The organism is Microbacterium jejuense (assembly GCF_039544225.1).
Classification (GTDB): Bacteria; Actinomycetota; Actinomycetes; order Actinomycetales; family Microbacteriaceae; genus Microbacterium; species Microbacterium jejuense.
Genome location: NZ_BAABLG010000013.1, coordinates 34,237 through 56,272 on the forward strand (window position 1 = coordinate 34,237; position 22,036 = coordinate 56,272).

21 protein-coding genes are annotated in these 22,036 nt (G+C 70.8%); 8 read left to right on the plus strand and 13 right to left on the minus strand.

Annotated elements, in window-relative coordinates; genetic code table 11:
- Positions 1–106: 106 nt before the first annotated feature.
- From ABEA46_RS19150 to ABEA46_RS19165, 4 genes are all read right to left on the minus strand, one after another.
- Complete coding sequence (locus ABEA46_RS19150) at positions 107–631, minus strand: hypothetical protein (protein WP_345546887.1); 525 nt, start codon at positions 629–631, stop codon at positions 107–109.
- 39 nt (positions 632–670) lie between these two features.
- Complete coding sequence (locus ABEA46_RS19155; protein WP_345546889.1) at positions 671–1,915, minus strand: RNA polymerase sigma factor; 1,245 nt, start codon at positions 1,913–1,915, stop codon at positions 671–673.
- Positions 1,916–1,920: 5 nt separating this feature from the next.
- The gene (locus tag ABEA46_RS19160; protein WP_345546890.1) at positions 1,921–2,274 is read right to left on the minus strand and encodes a YciI family protein; all 354 of its coding nucleotides are present in this window, start codon (positions 2,272–2,274) and stop codon (positions 1,921–1,923) included.
- Positions 2,275–2,368: 94 nt separating this feature from the next.
- Entirely contained in the window at positions 2,369–3,091 is a 723-nt protein-coding gene (locus tag ABEA46_RS19165; RefSeq protein WP_345546892.1) for a hypothetical protein, read from the minus strand.
- A gap of 174 nt (positions 3,092–3,265) precedes the next feature.
- Between ABEA46_RS19165 and ABEA46_RS19170 the strand changes: the two genes are divergently transcribed.
- Both ABEA46_RS19170 and ABEA46_RS19175 read left to right on the plus strand, forming a co-directional pair.
- Positions 3,266–5,215, plus strand: a complete 1,950-nt coding sequence (locus tag ABEA46_RS19170) for a sensor histidine kinase (RefSeq protein WP_345546894.1) — start codon at positions 3,266–3,268, stop codon at positions 5,213–5,215.
- Positions 5,212–5,853, plus strand: coding sequence for a response regulator transcription factor (locus tag ABEA46_RS19175; protein WP_425563235.1), 642 nt, complete (start codon positions 5,212–5,214; stop codon positions 5,851–5,853). The genes ABEA46_RS19170 and ABEA46_RS19175 overlap by 4 nt, the downstream gene beginning before the upstream one ends.
- 17 nt (positions 5,854–5,870) lie before the next feature.
- On the opposite strand, the gene ABEA46_RS19180 is transcribed toward ABEA46_RS19175, so the two are convergent.
- Positions 5,871–6,815, minus strand: coding sequence for a heme o synthase (locus ABEA46_RS19180; RefSeq protein WP_345546897.1), 945 nt, complete (start codon positions 6,813–6,815; stop codon positions 5,871–5,873).
- A 339-nt stretch (positions 6,816–7,154) separates the two neighbouring features.
- Here ABEA46_RS19180 and tkt point away from each other — a divergent pair, with 339 nt between their 5' ends.
- From tkt to pgl, 6 genes are read left to right on the plus strand one after another with little or no spacing between them, the layout of a single operon-like run.
- Positions 7,155–9,257: a transketolase gene (gene tkt / locus ABEA46_RS19185; RefSeq protein WP_345546898.1), complete on the plus strand. Its 2,103-nt coding sequence runs from the start codon at positions 7,155–7,157 to the stop codon at positions 9,255–9,257.
- A 20-nt stretch (positions 9,258–9,277) separates the two neighbouring features.
- A complete protein-coding gene (tal, locus tag ABEA46_RS19190) occupies positions 9,278–10,399 on the plus strand; it encodes a transaldolase (RefSeq protein ID WP_345546900.1) in 1,122 nt (373 codons plus the stop codon).
- Positions 10,396–12,018, plus strand: a complete 1,623-nt coding sequence (locus tag ABEA46_RS19195) for a glucose-6-phosphate isomerase (protein WP_345546902.1) — start codon at positions 10,396–10,398, stop codon at positions 12,016–12,018. The genes tal and ABEA46_RS19195 overlap by 4 nt, the downstream gene beginning before the upstream one ends.
- Before the next feature lie 16 nt (positions 12,019–12,034).
- Positions 12,035–13,585, plus strand: a complete 1,551-nt coding sequence (gene zwf / locus ABEA46_RS19200) for a glucose-6-phosphate dehydrogenase (protein WP_345546904.1) — start codon at positions 12,035–12,037, stop codon at positions 13,583–13,585.
- Positions 13,582–14,541, plus strand: a complete 960-nt coding sequence (locus ABEA46_RS19205) for a glucose-6-phosphate dehydrogenase assembly protein OpcA (protein ID WP_345546906.1) — start codon at positions 13,582–13,584, stop codon at positions 14,539–14,541. Before zwf ends, ABEA46_RS19205 begins: the two co-directional genes overlap by 4 nt.
- A 33-nt stretch (positions 14,542–14,574) precedes the next feature.
- Complete coding sequence (pgl, locus tag ABEA46_RS19210) at positions 14,575–15,354, plus strand: 6-phosphogluconolactonase (protein WP_345546908.1); 780 nt, start codon at positions 14,575–14,577, stop codon at positions 15,352–15,354.
- 72 nt (positions 15,355–15,426) lie between these two features.
- Here the strand turns inward: pgl and ABEA46_RS19215 are convergent, their stop codons facing one another.
- From ABEA46_RS19215 to rapZ, 8 genes are all read right to left on the minus strand, one after another.
- The gene (locus ABEA46_RS19215) at positions 15,427–15,783 is read right to left on the minus strand and encodes an RNA polymerase-binding protein RbpA (protein ID WP_141893555.1); all 357 of its coding nucleotides are present in this window, start codon (positions 15,781–15,783) and stop codon (positions 15,427–15,429) included.
- The gene (secG, locus tag ABEA46_RS19220; protein ID WP_345546911.1) at positions 15,783–16,031 is read right to left on the minus strand and encodes a preprotein translocase subunit SecG; all 249 of its coding nucleotides are present in this window, start codon (positions 16,029–16,031) and stop codon (positions 15,783–15,785) included. Before secG ends, ABEA46_RS19215 begins: the two co-directional genes overlap by 1 nt.
- A 107-nt stretch (positions 16,032–16,138) precedes the next feature.
- Positions 16,139–16,930 (minus strand): triose-phosphate isomerase, encoded by a 792-nt coding sequence (tpiA, locus tag ABEA46_RS19225; RefSeq protein WP_345546913.1) that lies wholly within the window; start codon positions 16,928–16,930, stop codon positions 16,139–16,141.
- A complete protein-coding gene (locus ABEA46_RS19230; RefSeq protein ID WP_345546915.1) occupies positions 16,921–18,135 on the minus strand; it encodes a phosphoglycerate kinase in 1,215 nt (404 codons plus the stop codon). The genes tpiA and ABEA46_RS19230 overlap by 10 nt, the downstream gene beginning before the upstream one ends.
- A gap of 8 nt (positions 18,136–18,143) precedes the next feature.
- Positions 18,144–19,154, minus strand: coding sequence for a type I glyceraldehyde-3-phosphate dehydrogenase (gap, locus tag ABEA46_RS19235; protein WP_345546916.1), 1,011 nt, complete (start codon positions 19,152–19,154; stop codon positions 18,144–18,146).
- Between the two features lie 102 nt (positions 19,155–19,256).
- Entirely contained in the window at positions 19,257–19,883 is a 627-nt protein-coding gene (locus ABEA46_RS19240; protein WP_345546917.1) for a superoxide dismutase, read from the minus strand.
- Between the two features lie 178 nt (positions 19,884–20,061).
- Complete coding sequence (gene whiA / locus ABEA46_RS19245; protein WP_191170447.1) at positions 20,062–21,039, minus strand: DNA-binding protein WhiA; 978 nt, start codon at positions 21,037–21,039, stop codon at positions 20,062–20,064.
- Between the two features lie 87 nt (positions 21,040–21,126).
- Positions 21,127–22,011 carry an RNase adapter RapZ gene (gene rapZ, locus ABEA46_RS19250; protein ID WP_345546921.1) on the minus strand — a complete coding sequence of 295 codons (885 nt, stop codon included), beginning with the start codon at positions 22,009–22,011 and terminating at the stop codon, positions 21,127–21,129.
- Between the last annotated feature and the right edge of the window lie 25 nt (positions 22,012–22,036).

Here is a 22,036-nt window from a genome sequence, read left to right on the forward strand (position 1 = left end):
TAATCCGCATCCGAGCAGGCGTTTGACGCCAACATGACCGCTCCTCCGGGTGAGACGATCGCCAGCATGAATGGGAGGGTCGCGGCGGCGCTCAGGATGAGGCGACTCAACATGGATCGCCATCGACGGGTCTCATACTGGAGATCTTTCGCTCGCCGCCGGACGGCGTGATCTCGATCTCAACCATCACGGTTGGATCGCGATCGGCAGCTGTTACATCCGCCCCCGATTCGTTGAGCACGCGCGCCGCGGTGGAGTCGTAGCAGCCTTCGATCAGCACATCGCCGGTGACCAGATCCGCCGAGACTCCGTTGACCGTCGTCACAGTCGAGGGACCATCAAGATGAAGTCCCAGCTCCTCGAGCTCCCGACGAGAGTCAATGTCCCGTTCGAGTGCATCTCCAACGAGAAACGACTGAGGGTCGGGCTGCGACTGTGGATCATTGCGTCGCGCATTGCCTGCATCCACATAAGCCCGATACGTCTCCTCCGCCGCCGCGAACGCCTCGTCCTCGCTCGCGAACACCGCGGTCGGCGTCGGCGTCGGCTCCGGCGCGGGGGCGAGGCATCCGCTCAGCATCACGACGGCTGCCGCAAGCCCGAGGGTCGCCGTCGTCGCGCGCAGGATCATCCGTCCACCGTAACCGGAGCGCGCGCGGGGCCTCCCGAGTTATCCACAGCCGGCGCGCGACCGCGCGTCGGCGGTCTGCGCCTGCAGGCGTTCGCGCTCGGCGAGGGTGCCGGCGAGGGTCGCCGCCTCGGCGTAGGCGTCCGCGGCCTCGCTCCAGCGGCCGAGCCCGGCCAGGAACGCGGCGCGCGCAGCGGGCAGGTACGGGTAGCGCTGCAGCGCAGGTTCGGCGGCGACGGCATCGACCGCGGTGAGGCCGGCGTCGGGGCCGTCCCGCATCCCGACCGCCACCGCGCTGTTGAGCGCGACGACCGGGCTCGGCCACACCTGCGAGAGCAGGCCGTAGAGGTCGACGATGCGCGCCCAGTCCGTGTCGTCCCACGTGGGCGCCTGCGCGTGGACGGCGGCGATCGCGGCCGACAGCGCGAAGTGGTCGACGGGGCCCTCGGCCGCGTCGGCGAGCAACGCGAGTCCCTCGTCGATCAGCGCGCGATCCCATCGCGTGCGGTCCTGATCGGGCAGCAGCTCGTCGCGGGTGTCCCGGCGCGCATCGGTCAGCAGCATGAGGGCCAGCCGGCCGTCGACCTCGCGGTCCCTCGGCAGCAGCGCGTGGACCATGCGGGTCAGGGCGACGGCCTCATCCACGAGGTCCACGCGCACCGTCGCGTCGCCCGACGGCGGCGCATGCCCGACTGTGAACACGAGGTGCAGCACATCGCATACGACCGACACCCGGGCGGGGAGCTCTTCGGCGTCGGGGATGCGGAACGGGATGCGCGCCGCCGCGATCTTGCGCTTGGCGCGCGTGAGGCGCGCCGCCATCGTGGGCTCGCCCACGAGGAACGCCGCCGCGATGTCGGCGGTCGACACGCCGCAAACGAGGCGCAGCGTCAGGGCGACCTGCGCCTCGCGCGCGAGCGCGGGGTGGCAGCAGGTGAAGATGAGCCGCAGCCGGTCGTCCGCGTGCCACGCCGGATCGTCCTCGGTCTCGGCCTCGGGCACCAGCAGCGGGAGACGCCGTCGCAGCGCCGCCTCCCGCCGCATCACGTCGCGCGCACGGTTCGTGGCGACGGTCGTGAGCCACGCACCGGGACGATCCGGGATGCCGCGAGCCGGCCACACCTCGACCGCCCGGGCGAACGCCTCCTGGGTGCACTCCTCGGCGAGGTCGAGGTCTCCGGTCAGGCGCGCGGTCGCGGCGACCACCGCCGCCCACTCCTCGCGATGCGCGGCCGCGAGCACGGTCGGCACATCACCGACGAGGGGGCCCGGGCCGGCGGCATCCATTCTCGTCACCCGTGGTCGACGAGGGGGTGCACCTGCACGCCGCTGTGGTCCTCGGCCGCCTCGTGCAGCAGCGCGGCGAGGGCCAGCGCCGCATCGAGATCGGGCACGTCGACGACGTAGAAGCCGCCGAGCACCTCCTTGGTCTCCAGGAAGGGTCCGTCAGTCACAAGCGGACGCTCACCGCCCGCGCGGAGGGTGGTCGCCATGCGGCTCGGTTCCAGCTCGCCCGACGACAGGATCGCCCCGCCGGCCCGCTCGCGGAACGCGCGGTGCCCCTCGTCGATCTTTCGCATGCCCTCGGCGGTGAGCGCATCCCATCGCGCCTCGTCGCCATAGATCAGGATCAGGTACTGCGCCATCGTGTCCTCCTTCGTCGTCGAAAGGCATTGTGCCTCTCATCACACCGACGAACGAGCCCCTGCCGGAATCGACAGGGGCTCGACATCGAGTCCGTCATCGCACAGGCCAGAGGTCCCAGTCGTCGTCGGGCATGCGCGCCACCACGACCGCGACGACGACGAAGGCGAGGGCCGTGAACCCCCAGCCCGCCGTGGCATCGAGCCACCGCGACGGCAGGATGATGGCCGAGACGAGATGCATCGGCTGCGACACGATCAGCGCACCCGCGACCCACCAGTTGACGACGTGCGCCCGGCCCAGGGCGACGCCGAGCAGCACCATCCCCAGGATGTGCCCGACGACCCAGAACATGCCCGTGAAGCTGCCGATCGCCGACTCCGACATCGCGGTGCCGATGCGGGTGATGTCCGACACGTCGTATCCGGCATCGGCCATGGTCTGCGCGAGCAGATCGGAGTTGCCCGCCGCCGACCAGTTCGCGAAGGCCACGAACGTCAGCGCGGCGCCGGCTGTCGCGAGCAGCGGCGCCCCGCGGCGAGCGAGGTAGCCGAGTGTGAGTGCGCCCAGCAGCATCGCCGGCGCAGCCACCAGCCCGAGCCAGCCGATGGCTTCCATGAGCCCCCGGTTCTCGATGACGGCCGTCGCGATCCTCTCGGGCGGATCATCCGTCCAGTACGGCAGGATCGTGCGCCCCGCCAGGATCGACAGCGGCCCGATCGGCAGCGCGATCGCCGCCGTCCACCGCCAGAACGGACGCCAGCGGCGCCCACGCTCCTCGATCGTCCGGTCGCCGGCCGGCATGGTCTCGACACCCATGGTCCCCTCCTCGCTCACGCCGGCTGACACCCGCTGCGTCGTCCTCGGCGGCCGGTCCACGCCGGCAGCACGAGCATCCCGCTCCGAGCAGCGGCCCGCATCGCGGGCGACCACAGGTCGCTGTGCGGGGTTTCCACGATGTCGCGCGGAACCGGCGCGCCCTACCCTGGTGCCGTGGAGCGCACCTCCGGCCCCGCGCCGCGCAATGCCGTGACCGCGACGACCGTCGCGCTCCTCGCCCTGCCCATGATCGGGATCGGGGTGGTGGGCGTCGCGGCGTCCTCGTCCGGTGCGGCATGGCTCACCTTCGCCATCGCGATCGCGATCCCCGCGCTCGTCCTCGGGCCGGCGGTGGCCTGGCGCACGGGGCTGTCGGTCGGGACCGCGTTGGCGGCGGCGGGCCTCGGGATCGTCGTGGCTGCCGCCACGGACACGTATCTGCGAGGGGCGGCGGCTGTCGGGCTGCCGACTCCGGCCGTGCTGATCGCGACGTCGGCCGGATGGTGGATGGTGCTGTACGCGCCGTGGGTGTGGGTGCTGCTGCTCTTTCCCACCGGCCGCTTCGAGAACGTCTTCGACCGCGTCACGGCGTGGACCGTGGTCGGGGTCGGGGTCGTGTTCGACCTGCTGGTCGTGGTCGCGCCGGACGCCTATCCCGCGCCGTTCGCGGAAGCACCGCACCCGTGGGGCGTCCTGCCCGGGGCGGGTGTGGTCGCACTGGCACTGCTCCCCCTCTTCCTGGCATGCCTGGTGGCGAGCGCGGTCTCGACGCTGCTGCGGTACCGTCGCGCCACCGGGATCATGCGGCGCCGGCTCCGCTGGCTCGTGATCGCCGCGGCGGTCGTCCCGCTGGCGCTCCTGGCCTGCTGGGCGTCGTACCTGCTGTGGGGAGGGACGGATGCCGTCCTGGCGGCGATCGCCGCCTTCTGCTTCGCGATCCCGCTCTCGATCGGCGCCGCCCTGCTGACGGCGGACGCGGACGTCGACCTCTGGATCGTGCGCGTCGTGTCCTGGTGCGTGCTGCTGCTCGCCGTGCTCGGAGTCGTCGCGGCCGCCACGGCCCTCGCGGACCTCGTGCCCACCAGCGGCGCGGTCGCCATCGCCTCCGTCGCCTCCGCCGTCGCCGTCCTGACGGTGATGCTGCTGCGGCGGCCGCTGGAGCGTGCGACGGCCGCCGTCCTCTTCCCGCGCGCGGAGCGAACCGTCGACGCGCTGCGACGACTGCTCGCCGACGTGCACCGCGGCGCGGCTCCACCCGAGCGCGTCGTGGCCGTGCTCCGATCAGGGCTCGGCGACCCGGAGCTCACCGTCGAGTTCGCCCCCGTCGTCGATCCGGGTCCGGGCAGGTCTCCCGAGGGCTGCGACATGCCGACCGCCGTCAAGATCGGCGGGGCTCGCATCGCCACGATCGTCCGTGCCGACCAAGGCGTACCGCAGCGTATCGTCGACGCCGCGGCGCCGCTCATCGAGCTCGTCCGGCAGCGCGCCCAGCTCGCCCGCGCCCTGCGGGAGGCCGAGCAGAGCAGACGACGCCTGATGACGGCCGAGACCGACGAACGTCGCCGGCTCGAGCGCGACCTCCACGACGGCGCCCAGCAGCGCCTGGTGAGCCTCGGAATGTCGCTACGGCTGGCGCAGCGGCGCGAGACCCGTGGCGAGCTCGATATCGCGCACGCCCTCGACGAAGCGGTCGCGGCGGTCGCGGCATCCATCGCAGAGCTCCGCGCCGTCGCGCACGGTCTGCGCCCGAGCCGACTCGACGACGGGCTGGCCGCCGCACTCGCCGACCTCTCCAGCGCATCGGCCGTGCCGGTCGAAGTGGGCCTGGACCTGCAGGAGATCCCCGATGTCGTGGCGACGACCGCGTACTACGTGGCGAGCGAAGGCATCGCGAACGCGATCAAGCACGCCCACGCGGCCCAGGTGTCGGTGTCGGTCATCCGTGCCGGCGAGTTCCTGCGGGTGCGCGTGACCGACGACGGCACCGGCGGCGCCACCGCGCGCCCCGGAGGCGGACTGGCCGGGCTGGCCGATCGCGTCCGTGCCGTCGGCGGCGCGCTGCGCATCGACTCGCTCACCGGCGCCGGAACGGCTTTGGAGGCGGATCTTCCGTGCGCGTCATGATCGCCGAGGACTCCGCTCTGTTCCGCGAGGGGCTCGCACGGCTGCTGACCGACGCCGGTCAGGACGTGGTCGGGACCTGCGGCGACGCGCTCGGCGCGGTCGAACTGGCGCGGACGCTGCAGCCGGACGTCGTCGTGCTCGACATCCGCATGCCGCCGGGCGGCACCGACGATGGCGCCCGGGCAGCCGTCGCGATCCGCGACCACGACCCCGCTGTCGGGATCGTGCTCCTGTCGCAGCACATCGAGGCGCGGCAGGCGATGCAGCTGCTCCCCCGCGGCCGCTTCGGCTATCTGCTGAAGGATCGTGTGCTCGCGTTCGACGAGTTCCTCGACACGCTCGAGCGCGTTCGCCAGGGCGGCACGGCGCTGGACCCGGAGGTCGTCGCCCGGCTGGTGGGTGCGCGCGCCGCCGAGGGACGGCTCGACCCGCTGAGCGCGCGGGAACGCGAGGTGCTCGCGCTCATGGCCGAGGGCCTGACGAACGCGGGGATCGCCGCACGGCTGTGGCTGACCGAGCGCACGGTCGAGAGCCACGTCACGAGCATCTTCACGAAGCTCGCGATCTCGCCCTCCGACACCGAGAACCGGCGTGTGCGGGCCGTGCTGACGTTCCTCGACGCCACCGGGGCGGGCTGACCGCCGCGGGCTCAGGATCAGAACGGCAGCAGCGGGTCGATCGCGATCGCGACGAACAGCAGCGTGAGGTACGTGATCGACGCGTGGAACACGCGCATCGGCCGCGGCTCGGTGCCGCGCACCGCGCGGTTGTAGAGCACGTGCGACTCGTAGATGAACCAGCCGCCGAACACCACGGCGGACACCGTGTAGACCAGGCCCATGTCGGCGACCGGGATCAGCAGCAGCGAGCAGACGACCGTCGCCCACGCGTAGAGGATGACCTGCAGGCCCACCTGCGAGCCGGCGCGGGTCGCGCCGAGCATCGGGACGTCCACGTTCTCGTACTGGTCCTTGTACTTCATCGACAGCGGCCAGTAGTGCGGCGGCGTCCACAGGAAGACCAGCGCGAACAGGATGACCGGCGGCCACGCGAGCGAGCCGGTCACGGCCGTCCAGCCGATCAGCACCGGGAAGCAGCCGGCGATGCCGCCCCACACGATGTTCTGCTCGGTGCGGCGCTTGAGGATCATCGTGTAGATGACGACGTAGAAGAAGATGGCGACCGCCGACAGGGTCGCGGCCAGCCAGTTCGTGGTGAGCCACAGCCACACCGTCGAGAACACGGCGAGCGACCACGCGAAGATCAGGGCGCCGCGGGGAGAGACCTCGCCGGTGACGAGCGGACGGTTGACCGTCCGCTGCATGTGCGCGTCGATGTCGCGGTCGAGGTACATGTTGAATGCCGCCGCGGAGCCGGCGCTCGCGGTGCCGCCGATGACTGTCGCGATGATGAGCCACAGGCTCGGGAAGCCGCCCTGCGCGAGGATCATCACCGGCACGGTGGTCACCAGCAGCAGTTCGAGGACGCGCGGCTTCATCAGGGCGACATACGCCTTGACGGTGCGACCGAATCCCTGGCGAGTCCGGCGGGGTGCGTCGAGCGTGGATGCCTCGTCCCCGGCCGTCTTCGTGATGTCCATGGCCCCCGCAATCGCCGCCTGCAGATTCCCCCCAAGTCTAGGGCATAGGGTCACGCCCGCCCCGCCCGGCCCGAGCCGGACGCCCTCGACCCTGTTACCGATCACATCGGAGCGGACGACGGAGTGAGCGGATCGTGACGAACGCGTCACCCGCCGGTGACCGCGCGCGCAATCGGGTTCGCAAGACTCTGTCACATTGACGGCTCGCATGGCCTGGGCGGCATACCGCTTCGCTATGCTGAACACACGCGCGCCCGCCGCCGATCTCCCCTTCTCCATCCGGACAAGGGCCGCGAATCGGCCATCTGCCGGGCGCACCTCCTCGAGAAAGGCGCCTGGGTGTCGGAACTGCGTTGGGAAGAGATCGATCGGCGCGCGGTGGACACCGCCCGCGTCCTCGCGGCGGACGCCGTGGAGAAGGTCGGCAACGGCCACCCGGGGACGGCGATGAGCCTCGCCCCCGCGGCATACCTCCTCTACCAGCGCGTCCTGCGCCACGACCCCGCTGACACGCACTGGGTGGGCCGCGACCGGTTCATCCTGTCGGCCGGCCACTCCTCGCTGACCCAGTACGTGCAGCTGTACCTCGGCGGTTTCGGGCTCGAGCTCGACGACCTGAAGGCGCTGCGCACGTGGGGCTCGCTCACGCCGGGCCACCCCGAGTACGGCCACACCAAGGGCGTCGAGATCACGACCGGCCCGCTGGGCCAGGGCCTCGCCTCTTCCGTCGGCTTCGCGTACGCCGCCCGCTACGAGCGCGGCCTGTTCGATCCGGACGCCGCCGCCGGCACCTCGCCGTTCGACCACTTCGTGTACGTCATCGCCGGCGACGGCGACCTGCAGGAGGGCGTCACCTCCGAGGCGTCCTCGCTCGCCGGGCACCAGGCGCTCGGCAACCTCATCGCGATCTACGACTCGAACCAGATCTCGATCGAGGACGACACCAACGTCGCCTTCACCGAGGATGTCGCCAGGCGCTACGAGTCCTACGGCTGGCACGTGCAGGTCGTGGACTGGAAGAAGACCGGCCAGTACGTCGAGGACGTCGCCGAGCTGCACTCCGCCATCGAGGCCGCGAAGGGCGAGACGGCCAAGCCGTCGCTCATCATCCTGCGCACCATCATCGGCTGGCCGTCGCCCGGCAAGCAGAACACCGGCAAGATCCACGGCTCCGCCCTCGGCGCCGACGAGCTCGCAGCGACCAAGAAGGTGCTCGGCTTCGACCCCGAGCAGTCCTTCGTCGTCCCAGGCGACGTCATCGCGCACACGCGTGCGCTGAAGGACCGCGCCGCCGAGGAGCGCGCCGTCTGGCAGGAGTCGTTCGACGCGTGGGCCGCGGCCAACCCCGAGCGCAAGGCGCTGTTCGACCGTCTGGAGGCGGGCGAGCTGCCGGCGGACGTGGCATCCGCCCTCCCCTCGTTCGAGGCCGGCAAGGACGTGTCCACGCGCGCCGCATCGGGCACCGTCATCAACGCGCTGGCCGCGGTGCTGCCGGAGCTGTGGGGCGGCTCGGCCGACCTCGCCGAATCGAACCTCACCACCATCAAGGACGCGAAGTCGTTCATCCCGTCCGAGTGGTCCACCCACGAGTGGTCGGGCGACCCGTACGGCCGCGTGCTGCACTTCGGCATCCGCGAGCACGCCATGGGCGCGATCGTGAACGGCATCAAGCTGCACGGTCCGACGCGTCCGTTCGGCGGCACGTTCCTGATCTTCAGCGACTACATGCGCCCGTCGGTGCGTCTGGCCGCACTGATGGACATCCCGTCGATCTTCGTGTGGACGCACGACTCCGTCGCCCTCGGCGAGGACGGCCCCACGCACCAGCCGATCGAGCAGCTCGCGACGCTGCGCGCCATCCCCAACTTCACCGTGGTGCGGCCGGCCGACGCGAACGAGACCTCGGCCGCGTGGCTGGAGATCGTCCGCCGCCAGGGCGGCCCTTCGGGCATCGCGCTCACCCGCCAGAACATCCCGGTGTTCGCGCGCGGCGACGGCGAGGCCTCGGGCGACGTGTTCGCGTCGACCGACGGCGTCGCCAAGGGCGCGTACATCCTCGCCGAGGCGCCCGGCGGCACGCCCGACGTGATCCTCATCGCCACCGGCTCCGAGGTGCAGCTCGCCGTCTCGGCGCGCGAGACGCTCGCCGCCGAGGGCGTGAACGCCCGCGTCGTGTCGGCACCGTCGCTGGAGTGGTTCGCCGAGCAGGACGAGGCGTACCGCGAGACGGTGCTGCCCGCCGCCGTCAAGGCGCGCGTGTCGGTCGAGGCCGGCTCCGCGCTCACATGGCGCGGCATCGTCGGCGACGCCGGCCGCTCCGTCGCGATCGACCACTTCGGCGCATCCGCCGACTACAAGACCCTGTTCCAGAAGTTCGGCATCACCGCCGACCACGTCGTCGACGCCGCCCGCGAGAGCATCGCGGCCGCCGCGGCGCTGTAAGCACGAGGAGAGAACGCAGCATGAGCACCCCCACCGAGAAGCTGGTCGCCGCGGGCGTGAGCATCTGGCTCGACGACCTGTCGCGCGAGCGGATCACGTCGGGCAACCTGACCGAGCTCATCTCGACGCGCAACGTCTCGGGCGTCACGACGAACCCGACGATCTTCCAGGGCGCGATCGTGGGCGGCGGCGACTCGTACGCCGCCCAGATCGCCGAGCTCGCCGCAGCCGGAGCATCGGTCGACGAGACGATCTTCGCCGCCACGACCGATGACGTGCGGGATGCCGCCGACATCTTCCGCCCCGTCTACGAGGCGTCGAACGGCGTCGACGGCCGCGTGTCGATCGAGGTCTCGCCCGACCTCGCCCACGACACCGCCGGGACCGTCGCCCAGGCCAAGGAGCTGTGGGCCCGGGTCGACCGCCCGAACGTGCACATCAAGATCCCCGCCACCAAGGCCGGCCTGCCCGCGATCACCGCGACGCTCGCCGAGGGGATCTCGGTCAACGTGACGCTGATCTTCAGCCTCGAGCGCTACGCCGAGGTCATCGAGGCGTTCCTCGCCGGTCTCGAGCAGGCGCAGGCGAACGGCCACGACATCTCGAAGATCCACTCGGTCGCCTCGTTCTTCGTGTCGCGCGTCGACACCGAGGTCGACAAGCGTCTCGCGACCCTCGGCACCGACGAGGCCGACGCGCTGAAGTCTCTCGCGGGCGTCGCGAACGCGCGTCTCGCGTACGAGCTGTTCGAGCAGCAGTTCGCCACGGACCGCGCGAAGGCGCTGACGGATGCCGGCGCCCACGTTCAGCGTCCGCTCTGGGCCTCGACCGGCGTCAAGGACCCGAACCTGCCCGACACGCTGTACGTCACCGAGCTCGTCGCGCCGGGCACCGTCAACACGATGCCCGAGAAGACGCTCGAGGCCACGTTCGACCACGGACCGGTCGCGGGCGATGCGATCGCCGGCACGTACGCCGCCGCGCACGAGGTCTTCGATCGTCTCGCCGCCGCCGGCGTCGACTTCGCCGACGTCACCCAGGTGCTGGAGGACGAAGGCGTGTCGAAGTTCATCACCTCGTGGCACGACGTGCAGGCCACCGTCAAGACGGCGCTCGAAGACGCCGCCCAGGCTGCGCGATGAGCTTCGACATCCACCTGTCGGGGCACGTCAAGTCCGTCGTCGAGGCGACGCTCCCCGGACTTGTCGCCAGCCTCGTCGCCTCGGGCATCACGGCGGGCGACGCCTCGCTGTGGGGTCCCGAGGCAGAGGGTGAGGCATCCCAGCGTCTCGGATGGGTCGAGGCGGTCAGCGTCTCTCGTCCGCTCGTGCCCGAGATCCTGGCGCTGCGCGAACGGCTGCGCGGGCAGAACGTCACGCGCGTCGTGCTCGCGGGCATGGGCGGCTCGTCACTCGCACCCGAGGTGATCGCGCGGACCGCCGGCCTGCCGCTGGTGATCCTCGACTCAACGGCGCCGGGCCAGGTGCTCGCGGCCGTCGACGGCGACGCCGAGGGCGGAGACCTCACCCGCACGGTGCTCGTGGTGTCGTCGAAGTCCGGCTCCACGGTCGAGACCGACTCTGCCAAGCGGGCGTTCGAGGCGGCGTTCCGCGACCTGGGAATCGACCCGGCCGAGCGCATCGTCGTGGTGACCGACCCCGGCTCGCCGCTGGACCAGTCGGCGCGCGCGGACGGCTACACGGTGTTCAACGCCGACCCCACTGTCGGTGGGCGTTACTCGGCGCTCACCGCGTTCGGCCTCGTGCCGGCGGGCCTGGCCGGCGCCGACATCGCGGAGCTGCTCGACGAGGCCGAGGCGTCATTGCTCGAGGTCGCGATCGACAGCCCCGACAACCCCGCCCTCGTGCTGGCGGCGGCGATCGCCGGCGGCGAGCCCCGCAAGGACAAGCTGGGACTCATCACCGACGGCACCCACATCGTCGGCCTTCCGGACTGGATCGAGCAGCTCGTCGCCGAGTCGACGGGCAAGGAGGGCACCGGCATCCTTCCGGTCGTCCTGCTCCCGGTCTCGCCGGAGGTCGACGCGAAGCCGGCCGACCTGCAGCTCGTGCGGTTCGTCGACGAGGCCAAGCAGTTCCACCTGTTCGAGCACCACGAGGGCGAGATCCTCGTCAGCGGCTCGCTGGGTGCGCAGTTCGTGGTGTGGGAGTACGCGACGGCGATCGCGGGACGGATGCTGGGCATCAACCCCTTCGACCAGCCCGACGTCGAATCGGCGAAGGTGGCCGCGCGCGGCCTGCTCGATGCCCGCCCCGAGGCCACTGCCCCGGCGTTCGCCGTGGACGGCGTCGAGGTGCGCGTCTCGGATCCCGCGCTGGCGGCATCCGGAACCGTCGCCGGCGTGCTCGACGCGCTGTGGGCACGGCTTCCCGAGGACGGTTACGTCGCCATCCAGGCGTACGTGAACCGGCTGGCGCTGCCGCAGCTCGAAGGGCTGCGCGAACTGGTTGCCGCCGACTCCGGCCGGCCGACCACGTTCGGGTGGGGCCCGCGGTTCCTGCACTCCACCGGGCAGTACCACAAGGGCGGCCCGGCGAACGGCGTGTTCCTGCAGATCCTCGAGCTGACCGACGTCGACCTCGAGATCCCGGACCGGCCGTTCACGTTCGGCCAGCTGATCCAGGCACAGGCCGCGGGCGACGCGGCAGTGCTCGCCGACGGCCACGGCCGTCCCGTCGTGACCCTCACCCTGACCGACCCGCAGATCGAAGTGCTGTCGCTCTTCGAAGCGGCACAGTAGGAGTTCAAGCCCCCTCATGACCGTCGAGATCACGCGCGGGCACAACCCGCTGCGCGACCCCGAAGACCGTCGCCTCAACCGCATCGCCGGCCCGAGCGCGCTCGTCATCTTCGGCGTCACGGGAGACCTCTCCCGCAAGAAGCTCATGCCCGCCGTCTACGACCTGGCCAACCGCGGCCTGCTGCCTCCGGGGTTCGCCCTCGTCGGCTTCGCGCGCCGCGACTGGGAGGACCAGGACTTCGCCAAGGTCGTCTACGACGCGGTGCGTCAGCACGCGCGGACCGAGTTCCGCGACGAGACCTGGCAGCAGCTGCTGCAGGGCATCCGGTTCGTCTCCGGCGAGTTCGGCGACGCTGACGCGTTCCGCCGGCTGCGCGAGACCGTCGACCGCCTCGACACCGAGCGCGGCACCATGGGCAACCACGCGTTCTACCTGTCGATCCCGCCGAAGGACTTCGCGGTGGTCGCCGAGCAGCTCAAGTCCTCAGGCCTCGTCGACGACACCGCCGACCAGCCCGACCGCTGGCGCCGCGTCGTCATCGAGAAGCCGTTCGGCCACGACCTGGAGTCGGCGCGTGCCCTGAACGACGTGCTGCGCTCGACGTTCCCGACGGACTCGATCTTCCGCATCGACCACTACCTCGGCAAGGAGACGGTCCAGAACATCCTGGCGCTGCGCTTCGCGAACGAGCTGTACGAGCCGATCTGGAACCGCAACTACGTCGACCACGTGCAGATCACGATGGCCGAGGACATCGGCGTGGGCGGCCGCGCCGGCTACTACGACGGTGTCGGCGCCGCGCGCGACGTCATCCAGAACCACCTGCTGCAGCTGCTCGCGCTCACCGCGATGGAAGAGCCGATCTCGTTCGACGCGAAGGACCTCCGCGCCGAGAAGGAGAAGGTGCTCGCCGCCGTCACGCTCCCGGACGACCTGGAGCGCTCGACCGCGCGCGGGCAGTACGCGGGCGGCTGGCAGGGCGGCGAGAAGGTGCTCGGCTTCCTCGAAGAGGACGGGATGAACCCGAAGTCGACGACCGAGACCTACGCGGCCGTCACGCTCGAGATCAACACCCGCCGCTGGGCGGGCGTGCCGTTCTACCTGCGCACCGGCAAGCGCCTCGGGCGCCGTGTGACCGAGATCGCCGTCGTCTTCAAGCGGGCGCCCGAGATGCTGTTCCGTCAGGGCCAGACCTCGGGTCAGGGCCAGAACGCCCTGGTGATCCGCGTGCAGCCCGACGAGGGCGTCACGATCCGCTTCGGCTCGAAGGTGCCGGGTGCCGGCGCACAGGTCCGCGACGTCACGATGGACTTCGGCTACGGCCATGCGTTCACCGAGGCGAGCCCTGAGGCCTACGAGCGCCTCATCCTCGACGTGCTGCTCGGCGACCCGCCGCTGTTCCCGCGGCACGAAGAGGTCGAGCTGTCGTGGCGCATCCTCGACCCGATCGAGAAGTTCTGGGACGCCCAGGGCGGCCCGCTGGAGCAGTATTCGCCCGGGTCGTGGGGCCCGGCATCCGCGGACGAGATGCTCGCCCGCGACGGACGGAGCTGGAGGCGCCCGTGATCGTCGATCTTCCCGACACCACCGTCAGCAAGATCTCGCGCGCGCTCGTCAACGTGCGCGAGGAGGGCGGAGCGGTCGCGCTCGGCCGTGTGCTGACGCTCATCATCCTCACGCGCGAAGCCGCGGTCGAAGAGGTCATCGAGGCCGCCAACGACGCGTCGCGCGAGCACCCGATGCGCGTCATCGTGCTGATGCTCCCCGACGGCTACGACGAGGATTCGCGCCTGGACGCGCAGATCCGCGTCGGCGGCGACGCGGGCGCCAGCGAGGTCGTGACGCTCCGCGCGTTCGGCGACGCCGGGCGCTCGAACCTCGAGAGCCTCGTCACCGGACTGCTGCTGCCCGATGCGCCCGTCGTGGTGTGGTGGCCCAACCGCACGCCCGAGCACATCTCGAAGACGTCGATCGGCCGCATCGCGCAGCGTCGGATCACGGATGCCGCAGCCCAGTCCGACCCGTCGGCCTGGGTGGCCGGCCTCGGCGGCCAGTACGCGCCGGGCGACACGGATCTCGCGTGGACCCGGCTCACGCGCTGGCGCGAGCAGCTGGCCGCGATCCTCGACCAACCGCCGTACGAGCCCATCCTGAGCGTGCGGGTGCGCGGCGCGGGCGACTCCCCGTCGACGGCGCTGCTCGCGGCGTGGCTGCGACTCACCCTCGACGTGCCGGTGGACTGGGCCTACCTGGACGCCGAGGAGTGGCCCCACGGCATCAAGTCGGTCGCACTCGTGCGCGCGAGCGGAGAGGTGCTGCTCGAGCGCCCGACCCCGGGCGCGGCGATCCTCACGCAGCCCGGTCAGCCCAGCCACGAGCTCGCTTTCCCCCGCCGCACGCTGCGCGAATGCCTGGCCGAGGAGCTCCGGCGCCTCGATCCTGACGTCCTGTATGGTCGAGTCATCACCGAGGGCTGGCAGCTCCTCGACCCGCCGTCGACGAAGGAGACGCAGGACCGATGAGTTCACAGGGTCAGCGGGGTCGGACGGCTCGACATGGTTGAGGGCTGGGCCGAGAAGCGTGTCGTCATCGCTCCGGACCCCGCGACCCTGGCAGATTCGGTCGCTGCACGGTTTCTGAGCCGCGTCGCCAAGCGCATCGACGAGGGCAAGCTCGCCCACGTCTCGCTCACCGGCGGATCGATGGGATCGCGCGTGCTGGCATCGGCCGCACGCAGCCCGCGCGCCGAGCGCATCGATTGGTCGCGCGTGCACTTCTGGTGGAGCGACGAGCGCTGGCTGCCCCGTGGCGACGCCGAGCGCAACGACCGGCAGGCACGCGACGCGCTGCTGGACGGCATCGACATCCCCGCCGGCAACATCCACGCGACGCTCGCGAGCGACGAGGGCGCCGATCTGGATGCCGCCGCCGCCGCGTATGCCGCAGAGCTCGCCGGCTTCCCCGGCCCCGAGGGTCCGTGGCCGGCGTTCGACGTCTGCTTCCTGGGTGTCGGCCCCGACGGGCACATCGCCTCGCTGTTCCCCGACCGTGACGAGATCCAGATCACGGATCGCTCGGTGGTCGCGGTGCGGGACTCCCCCAAGCCGCCGCCGGAGCGCGTCACGATGACCCGACCGGTGATCAACGGCTCCAAGCGTGTCTGGATGGTGCTCGCCGGCCCCGACAAGGCCTCCGCGCTCGGCCTCGCCCTCGCCGGGGCGAGCTACGCCAGTGTGCCCGCCGCGGGCGCCAAGGGCCGCAAGCGCACGATCTTCTTCGTCGACGAGGCGGCCGCCGCACAGGTGCCGCCAGAGCTCATCGACCGGGAGTACTGACTCCGGGCGGACGACCCCGAAACGACGAAGAGTGGATGCCTCGCGGCATCCACTCTTCGTCGTTGTGCTCGGTCAGTCCTGACCGCGACGCTCGCGCAGCTGCTGCAGCGCGTCGTCGAGAAGCTGCTCAGCCTCTTCTTCGGTGCGACGCTCCTTCACGTAGGCGAGGTGCGTCTTGTACGGCTCAGTCTTGGCCAGAGCCGGCGGGTTCTCTTTGTCGCGACCGGCCGGCAGGCCCGAGTGGGGCGAGTCGATCGTGTCGGGGATCTCTTCTTCGGGGATGCCCGCCGCGAAGTACCGGACTGTCTCGTTGCCGAGGGCGTCCCAGTACGAGACGGCGACACGCTCGGCGTGGAAGCCGTGGTCCTGCTCGCCCATGGGTCCGGCACCGACGCGGGTGCCGCGGATCGCGTTGCCTCCGGTCGCCATCAGATCGCCTGGAACTTCGTGATGAGGCCGAGGGCCACGATCGCCGCGAACCACACGAGCGCGAGGATCACGGTGAAGCGGTTGAGGTTGCGCTCCGCGAGACCCGACGAGCCGAGGGCAGACGTCATGCCGCCGCCGAACATGTCGGACAGGCCGCCGCCGCGCCCCTTGTGGAGCAGGATGAGGAGGGTCAGCAGGAGGCTCGTGATGCCGAGAAGCACCTGCAGGACGAACGCGATGATCTGCACAGTCGTTGAAGCCTTTCGGTGCGATCATTCGCCGATCGCACAAGGGTCAAGTATACGTGTACGGCGGCGGGCGGCGAGGAACCCCTCGCCGCCCGCCGGAATCGGCGTCAGACGCCGACGTGCTTCTGGTACCGGATGATGGCCGCGAACTCGTCCACGACCAGGCTCGCGCCGCCCACCAGGGCGCCGTCGACATCGGGTTCGCGCATGAAGCTGGCGATGTTCGCCGACTTGACAGAGCCGCCGTAGAGCACGCGCGTGCGGGCCGCCGCGTCGGCGCTGAGCTTGGAGGCGATCACCTCGCGCAGCGCGGCGCAGACCTCCTGCGCCTGCTCGGGCGACGCGACCTGGCCGGTGCCGATCGCCCAGACCGGCTCGTAGGCCACGACGACGTCGGCAGCGGCGGGCACGCCCTCCAGGGCGACCTCCAGCTGACCGACCGACACCGCGGTGGGCCCGGACTCCTCACGCTGCTCCAGCGTCTCGCCGACACAGATCACGGGGACGAGTCCGTGCTTGAGCGCCGCCTTGACCTTCGACGCCACGACCTCGTCGGTCTCGGCGTGGTACTGCCGGCGCTCGGAGTGGCCGATGATGACGTACCGCGCGTCGAGCTTCGCCAGGAACGCGCCCGAGACCTCGCCGGTGTAGGCGCCCGAGTCGTGCGCCGACACGTCCTGCGCGCCCAGGGCGAACGGGATCTTGTCGGCGTCGAGGAGCGTCTGCACCGTGCGCAGATCGGTGAAGGGCGGGAACACCGCGACCTCGACCGAGCCGTCCTCGTGCTTGGCGTCCTTGAGCGTCCAGTGCAGCTTCTGCACGAACGCGACAGCCTGCAAGTGGTCGAGGTTCATCTTCCAGTTGCCCGCGATCAGCGGGATGCGGCTGCTCACTGCCATCCGAGGACCTCCAGTCCGGGGAGCTTCTTGCCCTCGAGGAACTCGAGGCTCGCGCCGCCGCCCGTCGAGATGTGGCCGAACTGGTCGTCGGCGAACCCGAGCTGGCGGACCGCGGCAGCGGAGTCTCCGCCGCCGACGACCGACAGGCCCTCGACCGCGGTGAGCGCCTTCGCGACGGCCTTCGTGCCGGCTGCGAACGCCGGCATCTCGAACACGCCCATCGGACCGTTCCAGAACACCGTGGTCGACGAGCGGATCGCCGCGGCGAACAGCTCCGCGGTCTGGGGTCCGATGTCGAGGCCGAGGCCGTCGGCGCCGAACGGGGTGTCTTCGAGCGCGTCAGCCGGGGCGACGACATGGTCGGCGTCGGCGGCGAACGCCGAGGCCATGACCGCGTCGACGGGCAGGATCAGCTCGACACCGCGCTCGGCGGCCGTCGCGATGTAGCCCTTGACGGTCTCGATCTGGTCGACCTCGAGCAGGCTCTTGCCGACCTTGTAGCCCTGCGCCGCGAGGAAGGTGAACAGCATGCCGCCGCCCACCAGGATCTTGTCGGCGCGCGGCAGCAGATGCGCGATGACGCCCAGCTTGTCGCTGACCTTCGACCCGCCCAGCACGACCGCATAGGGACGCTCGGGGTTCTCGGTGAGGCGGTCGAGGACGTCGACCTCCTTCTCGATGAGGAACCCTGCCGCGGACGGCAGGATCTCGGCGAGGTCGTAGACCGACGCCTGCTTGCGGTGCACGACGCCGAAGCCGTCCGACACGAGCACGTCGCCGAGAGCGGCGAGCTCCTCGGCGAACGCCCGGCGCGTCGCGTCGTCCTTGGCGGTCTCGCCTGCGTTGAAGCGCAGGTTCTCGATCACCGCGACGTCGCCGTCTTCGAGGGCGGCGACGGCCTCGGCCGCCGACTCCCCCACGGTGTCGCGCGCGAAGGCGACAGGCTTGCCGAGCAGCTCGGACAGTCGCTGCGCGACAGGCTCGAGGCTGTACTTCGGGTCGGGTGCGCCGTCGGGGCGCCCGAGGTGGGAGCAGACGATGACGCGGGCGCCCTGGTTGATCAGAGCGTTGAGCGTGGGGAGCGTGGCCCGCACACGGCCATCGTCCGTGATGACCCCGTCCTGGAGAGGAACGTTGAGGTCAGCACGGACGATGACGCGCTTGCCGGCCAGCGGACCCAGAGTGCTGAGGGTGCGCAGAGCCATGGCGGTGGTTACAGGCGCTCGGCGACGTACTCGGTGAGGTCGACGAGTCGGTTCGAGTAGCCCCACTCGTTGTCGTACCAGCTCGAGACCTTCACCAGGTTGCCGCTGACGTTGGTCAGGCCGGCGTCGAAGATCGACGAGTGCGGGTCGAGCTGGATGTCGCTGGACACGATCGGGTCGGCGTTGTACTTCAGGTAGCCGGCGAGACGACCGTCGGCGGCCGCAGCCTCGTAGGCGGCGTTGACGGCCTCCTTGGTGAGGCCCTCGGTGTTCGTGACGATCGTGAGGTCGACGATCGAGCCCGTGGGGACCGGCACGCGGTACGACGAGCCGCTGAGCTTGCCGTTGAGCTCCGGCAGCACGAGGCCGATGGCCTTGGCGGCACCGGTCGAGGCCGGGACGATGTTGATCGCCGCGGCGCGGGCGCGGTGCAGGTCGCTGTGCGGGCCGTCCTGCAGGTTCTGGTCGGCGGTGTACGCGTGGGCGGTCATCATGAAGCCGCGCTCGATGCCGAACGCGTCGTTGAAGACCTTGGCCAGCGGCGCGAGGCAGTTCGTGGTGCACGACGCGTTCGAGATGATGTTCATCGACGCCGAGTCGTAGGTGTCTTCGTTCACGCCCATGACGAACGTGCCGTCGACGTCGGTGCCGGGAGCCGAGATGATGACCTTCTTGGCGCCGCCCTGGATGTGCTTTCCGGCGTCCGCGGCGTTCGTGAAGCGGCCGGTCGACTCGATGACGATGTCGACGCCGAGCTCGCCCCAAGGCAGGTTCGCCGGGTCGCGCTCTTCGAAGACCTTGATGGCCTTGCCGTTGACGGTGATCGAGTCCTCGTCGTACGAGACGTCGGCGTCGAGGCGGCCGCCCACCGAGTCGTACTTGAGCAGGTGCGCGAGCGCCTTGTTGTCGGTGAGGTCGTTCACCGCCACGATTTCGAGGTCCGCACCCTGCGCGAGAGCCGCGCGAAGGAAGTTGCGTCCGATCCGGCCGAAGCCGTTGATGCCGATCTTGACAGTCACGGAGTTTCTCCTGAGATGTGTCGTGCGCGAATGCGCGGTTGTTGCGATGCAGACAGAGACAACGGCGTCCCAGCGGGGCGACCCGCTGGGACGCCGCGCTTGCTATGACAGTACCAGCAGGCCCGAGGTCTTCTCACGGGCTGCGTCGAGACGCTGCGCGACGTTCTGCCAGTTGGCGATGTTCCAGACGGCCTTGACGTAGTCTGCCTTGACGTTGAGGTAGTCCAGGTAGAACGCGTGCTCCCACATGTCGAGCTGGAAGAGCGGGATCGTGCCCTGCGCGGTGTTGCCCTGCTGGTCGAACAGCTGCTGGATGATCAGCTGCTCGCCGATCGGGTCCCAGCTGAGGACGGCCCAGCCTGAGCCCTGGATGCCGTTGGCCGCAGCGGCGAAGTGCGCCTGGAACTTCGCGAAGTCGCCGAAGAACTCGTCGATGGCCGCCTTCAGCTCGCCCTCGGGCTCGCCACCGCCCTCGGGCGACAGGTTGGTCCAGAAGATCGAGTGGTTGACGTGACCGCCGAGGTGGAACGCGAGGTCCTTCTCGAGCTTGTTGACGTTCGCGAGGTTGCCCGTCTCGCGGGCCTCGGCGAGCTGCTCGAGCGCGGTGTTGGCCCCGGTGACGTACGCCTGGTGGTGCTTGTCGTGATGCAGCTGCATGATCTTGCCGCTGATGTGCGGCTCGAGCGCGGCGTAGTCGTAGGGGAGGTCGGGCAAGGTGTACTTCGCCATGTTCTCTTCTTCCTGTCGGCGCGCGCCGTGGAGACCTCGGCGCAGCGAGGGTGACACTTCATCCTACTGAGCGGCAACGCGCCGGCGCGGGGGTTGCTTCCCACTGTGACGAGCGTTGTGACGTATGAGAAAGGGGATGCCGCGGCCCGCGGCATCCCCTTCTCACATGGTCTCGGTGTCAGTCCTCGATGCCCGCGGGCACGGCGGACTCGGTGCCCGGCAGACCCTCGGTCTCGGCCTTCTTGTCGGCCATGGCGAGCAGGCGGCGGATGCGGCCGGCGACGGCGTCCTTCGTGAGCGGCGGGTCGGCGTGGTGGCCGAGCTCATCGAGGCTCGCGTCGCGGTGCGCGAGGCGCAGCTCGCCGGCCTGGCGCAGGTGGTCGGGCACGTCGTCGGCGAGGATCTCGAGCGCGCGCTCGACGCGTGCGCACGCCGCGACGGCGGCCTGCGCGGAGCGGCGCAGGTTGGCGTCGTCGAAGTTCACGAGGCGGTTCACGCCGGCGCGGACCTCGCGGCGCTGACGCATCTGGTCCCACTCGGCGGCGGCCTTGACGGCGCCCATGGCAGCCAGCGCGGCGCGGATCGCCTCGCCCTCGCGCACGACGACGCGCGGGATGCCGCGCACCTCGCGCGCCTTGCCCGCGATGTCGAGGCGGTGCGCGGCCCCCACGAGCGCCATGGCGGCCTCGGACGAAGGGCATGTGATCTCCAGCGCCGCCGAGCGACCCGGGTCGCTCAGCGTGCCGGCGGCGAGGAACGCGCCGCGCCAGATGGCGGCGAGGTCGCCGCGCGAGCCGGTGGTGAGCTTGTTGGGCAGCCCGCGCACGGGCCGGCGGCGCTGGTCGAGCAGGCCGGTCTGGCGGGCGAGCGTCTCGCCGCCTTCGATCACGCGAACGGCGTAGTGGCCGCCGGCGCGGGCGCCGGAGCCCTGCACGTGCACGAGCTCGGGCCGGACGCCGTACAGCTCGACGAGGTCGCGGGCGGTGCGGCGGGCCAGCACGCTGGAGTCCAGCTCGGCCTCGACCGCGACGCGGTTGGCGATGGAGTGCAGCCCACCCGAGAACCGCAGCAGCGACGTGAGCTCGGCCACCCGCGCCGTCGGGCGCGGGTCGCGCACGGTGATCAGCTCGGCCTTCACGTCAGCGGTCAGCGACACGGGTCTCCATTCGTTCGGTTCGGGGACGTTCGGTTCGGGAACGACGGTCCAGCCTACTCGGCCGGATCGGTCCGCGCCCCGCGGCGGTCACTCGCGGCCGAGGTCGCGGTCGCTGATGCGCACCGCGACGCCTGGCACCGAGGCCAGCCGTTCGGCCAGTTCGCGCACCATGACGACCGAGCGGTGCTTGCCGCCGGTGCACCCGACGGCGACCACCGAGTGGCTCTTGTTCTCGCGCTGGTAGCCCTCCAGCACAGGCCGCAGCGCCTGCGTGTACGCGTCGAGGAACTCCCGTGCGCCCTCCTGCGCCAGGACGTACTCGCGCACCTCGGCATCCTCGCCGGTGAACGGCCGCAGCCGTTCGTCCCAGAACGGGTTCGGCAGGAACCGCATGTCGGCGACGAGGTCGGCGTCCGGCGGCAGACCGTACTTGAACCCGAAGCTCAGCAGTGTGAGCGTGTGGCGCGCGGAGCCCGCTGCGGTGAACAGATCGGTGACCTGGGTCGCGAGCTGGTGGATGTTGTACGACGACGTGTCGACGAGGACGTCGGCGCTCTCGCGCGCCGCGGCGAGCCGCGCGCGCTCGAGCCGGATGCCGTCCAGGATCGTGCCGGCGCCCTGCAGCGGATGCGGCCGCCGCACGGCCTCGAACCGCCGCACCAGCACATCGTCGGATGCGTCGAGGAACATCAGCCGGATCTGCCGCCGTTCGCGCAGCGCCCGCATCGCCTCGGGGAGGTCCGAGAACAGGTCGCGACCGCGCACGTCCACGACGACGGCGACCCGGGGCAGCACTCCCCCGGCCATCTCGGTCAGATCGAGGAGCGGCTTGAGCATCTGCGGCGGCAGGTTGTCGACGACGTACCAGCCGAGGTCCTCCAGGGCGTTCGCCGCCGTCGAACGCCCGGCACCCGACATCCCGGTCACGATCAGCACTTCTCCGGCCGCCTCGTGACGCGTCGCCTCGGTCATGACCACCCCCGTCGTCGAGCCCAGC

Bases quoted from the DNA above. Each gene is read 5' to 3' on its own strand.
- ABEA46_RS19175 (WP_425563235.1), top strand. From the start codon at position 5,212: ATGATCGCCGAGGACTCCGCTCTGTTCCGCGAGGGGCTCGCACGGCTG.
- tal (WP_345546900.1), top strand. From the start codon at position 9,278: ATGAGCACCCCCACCGAGAAGCTGGTCGCCGCGGGCGTGAGCATCTGG.
- ABEA46_RS19230 (WP_345546915.1), bottom strand. From the start codon at position 18,135: ATGGCTCTGCGCACCCTCAGCACTCTGGGTCCGCTGGCCGGCAAGCGC.
- ABEA46_RS19165 (WP_345546892.1), bottom strand. From the start codon at position 3,091: ATGGGTGTCGAGACCATGCCGGCCGGCGACCGGACGATCGAGGAGCGT.
- zwf (WP_345546904.1), top strand. From the start codon at position 12,035: ATGACCGTCGAGATCACGCGCGGGCACAACCCGCTGCGCGACCCCGAA.
- rapZ (WP_345546921.1), bottom strand. From the start codon at position 22,011: ATGACCGAGGCGACGCGTCACGAGGCGGCCGGAGAAGTGCTGATCGTG.
- ABEA46_RS19180 (WP_345546897.1), bottom strand. From the start codon at position 6,815: ATGGACATCACGAAGACGGCCGGGGACGAGGCATCCACGCTCGACGCA.
- ABEA46_RS19150 (WP_345546887.1), bottom strand. From the start codon at position 631: ATGATCCTGCGCGCGACGACGGCGACCCTCGGGCTTGCGGCAGCCGTC.
- ABEA46_RS19155 (WP_345546889.1), bottom strand. From the start codon at position 1,915: ATGGATGCCGCCGGCCCGGGCCCCCTCGTCGGTGATGTGCCGACCGTG.
- ABEA46_RS19160 (WP_345546890.1), bottom strand. From the start codon at position 2,274: ATGGCGCAGTACCTGATCCTGATCTATGGCGACGAGGCGCGATGGGAT.
- tpiA (WP_345546913.1), bottom strand. From the start codon at position 16,930: ATGGCAGTGAGCAGCCGCATCCCGCTGATCGCGGGCAACTGGAAGATG.
- ABEA46_RS19240 (WP_345546917.1), bottom strand. From the start codon at position 19,883: ATGGCGAAGTACACCTTGCCCGACCTCCCCTACGACTACGCCGCGCTC.
- ABEA46_RS19215 (WP_141893555.1), bottom strand. From the start codon at position 15,783: ATGGCGACCGGAGGCAACGCGATCCGCGGCACCCGCGTCGGTGCCGGA.
- pgl (WP_345546908.1), top strand. From the start codon at position 14,575: ATGGTTGAGGGCTGGGCCGAGAAGCGTGTCGTCATCGCTCCGGACCCC.
- ABEA46_RS19195 (WP_345546902.1), top strand. From the start codon at position 10,396: ATGAGCTTCGACATCCACCTGTCGGGGCACGTCAAGTCCGTCGTCGAG.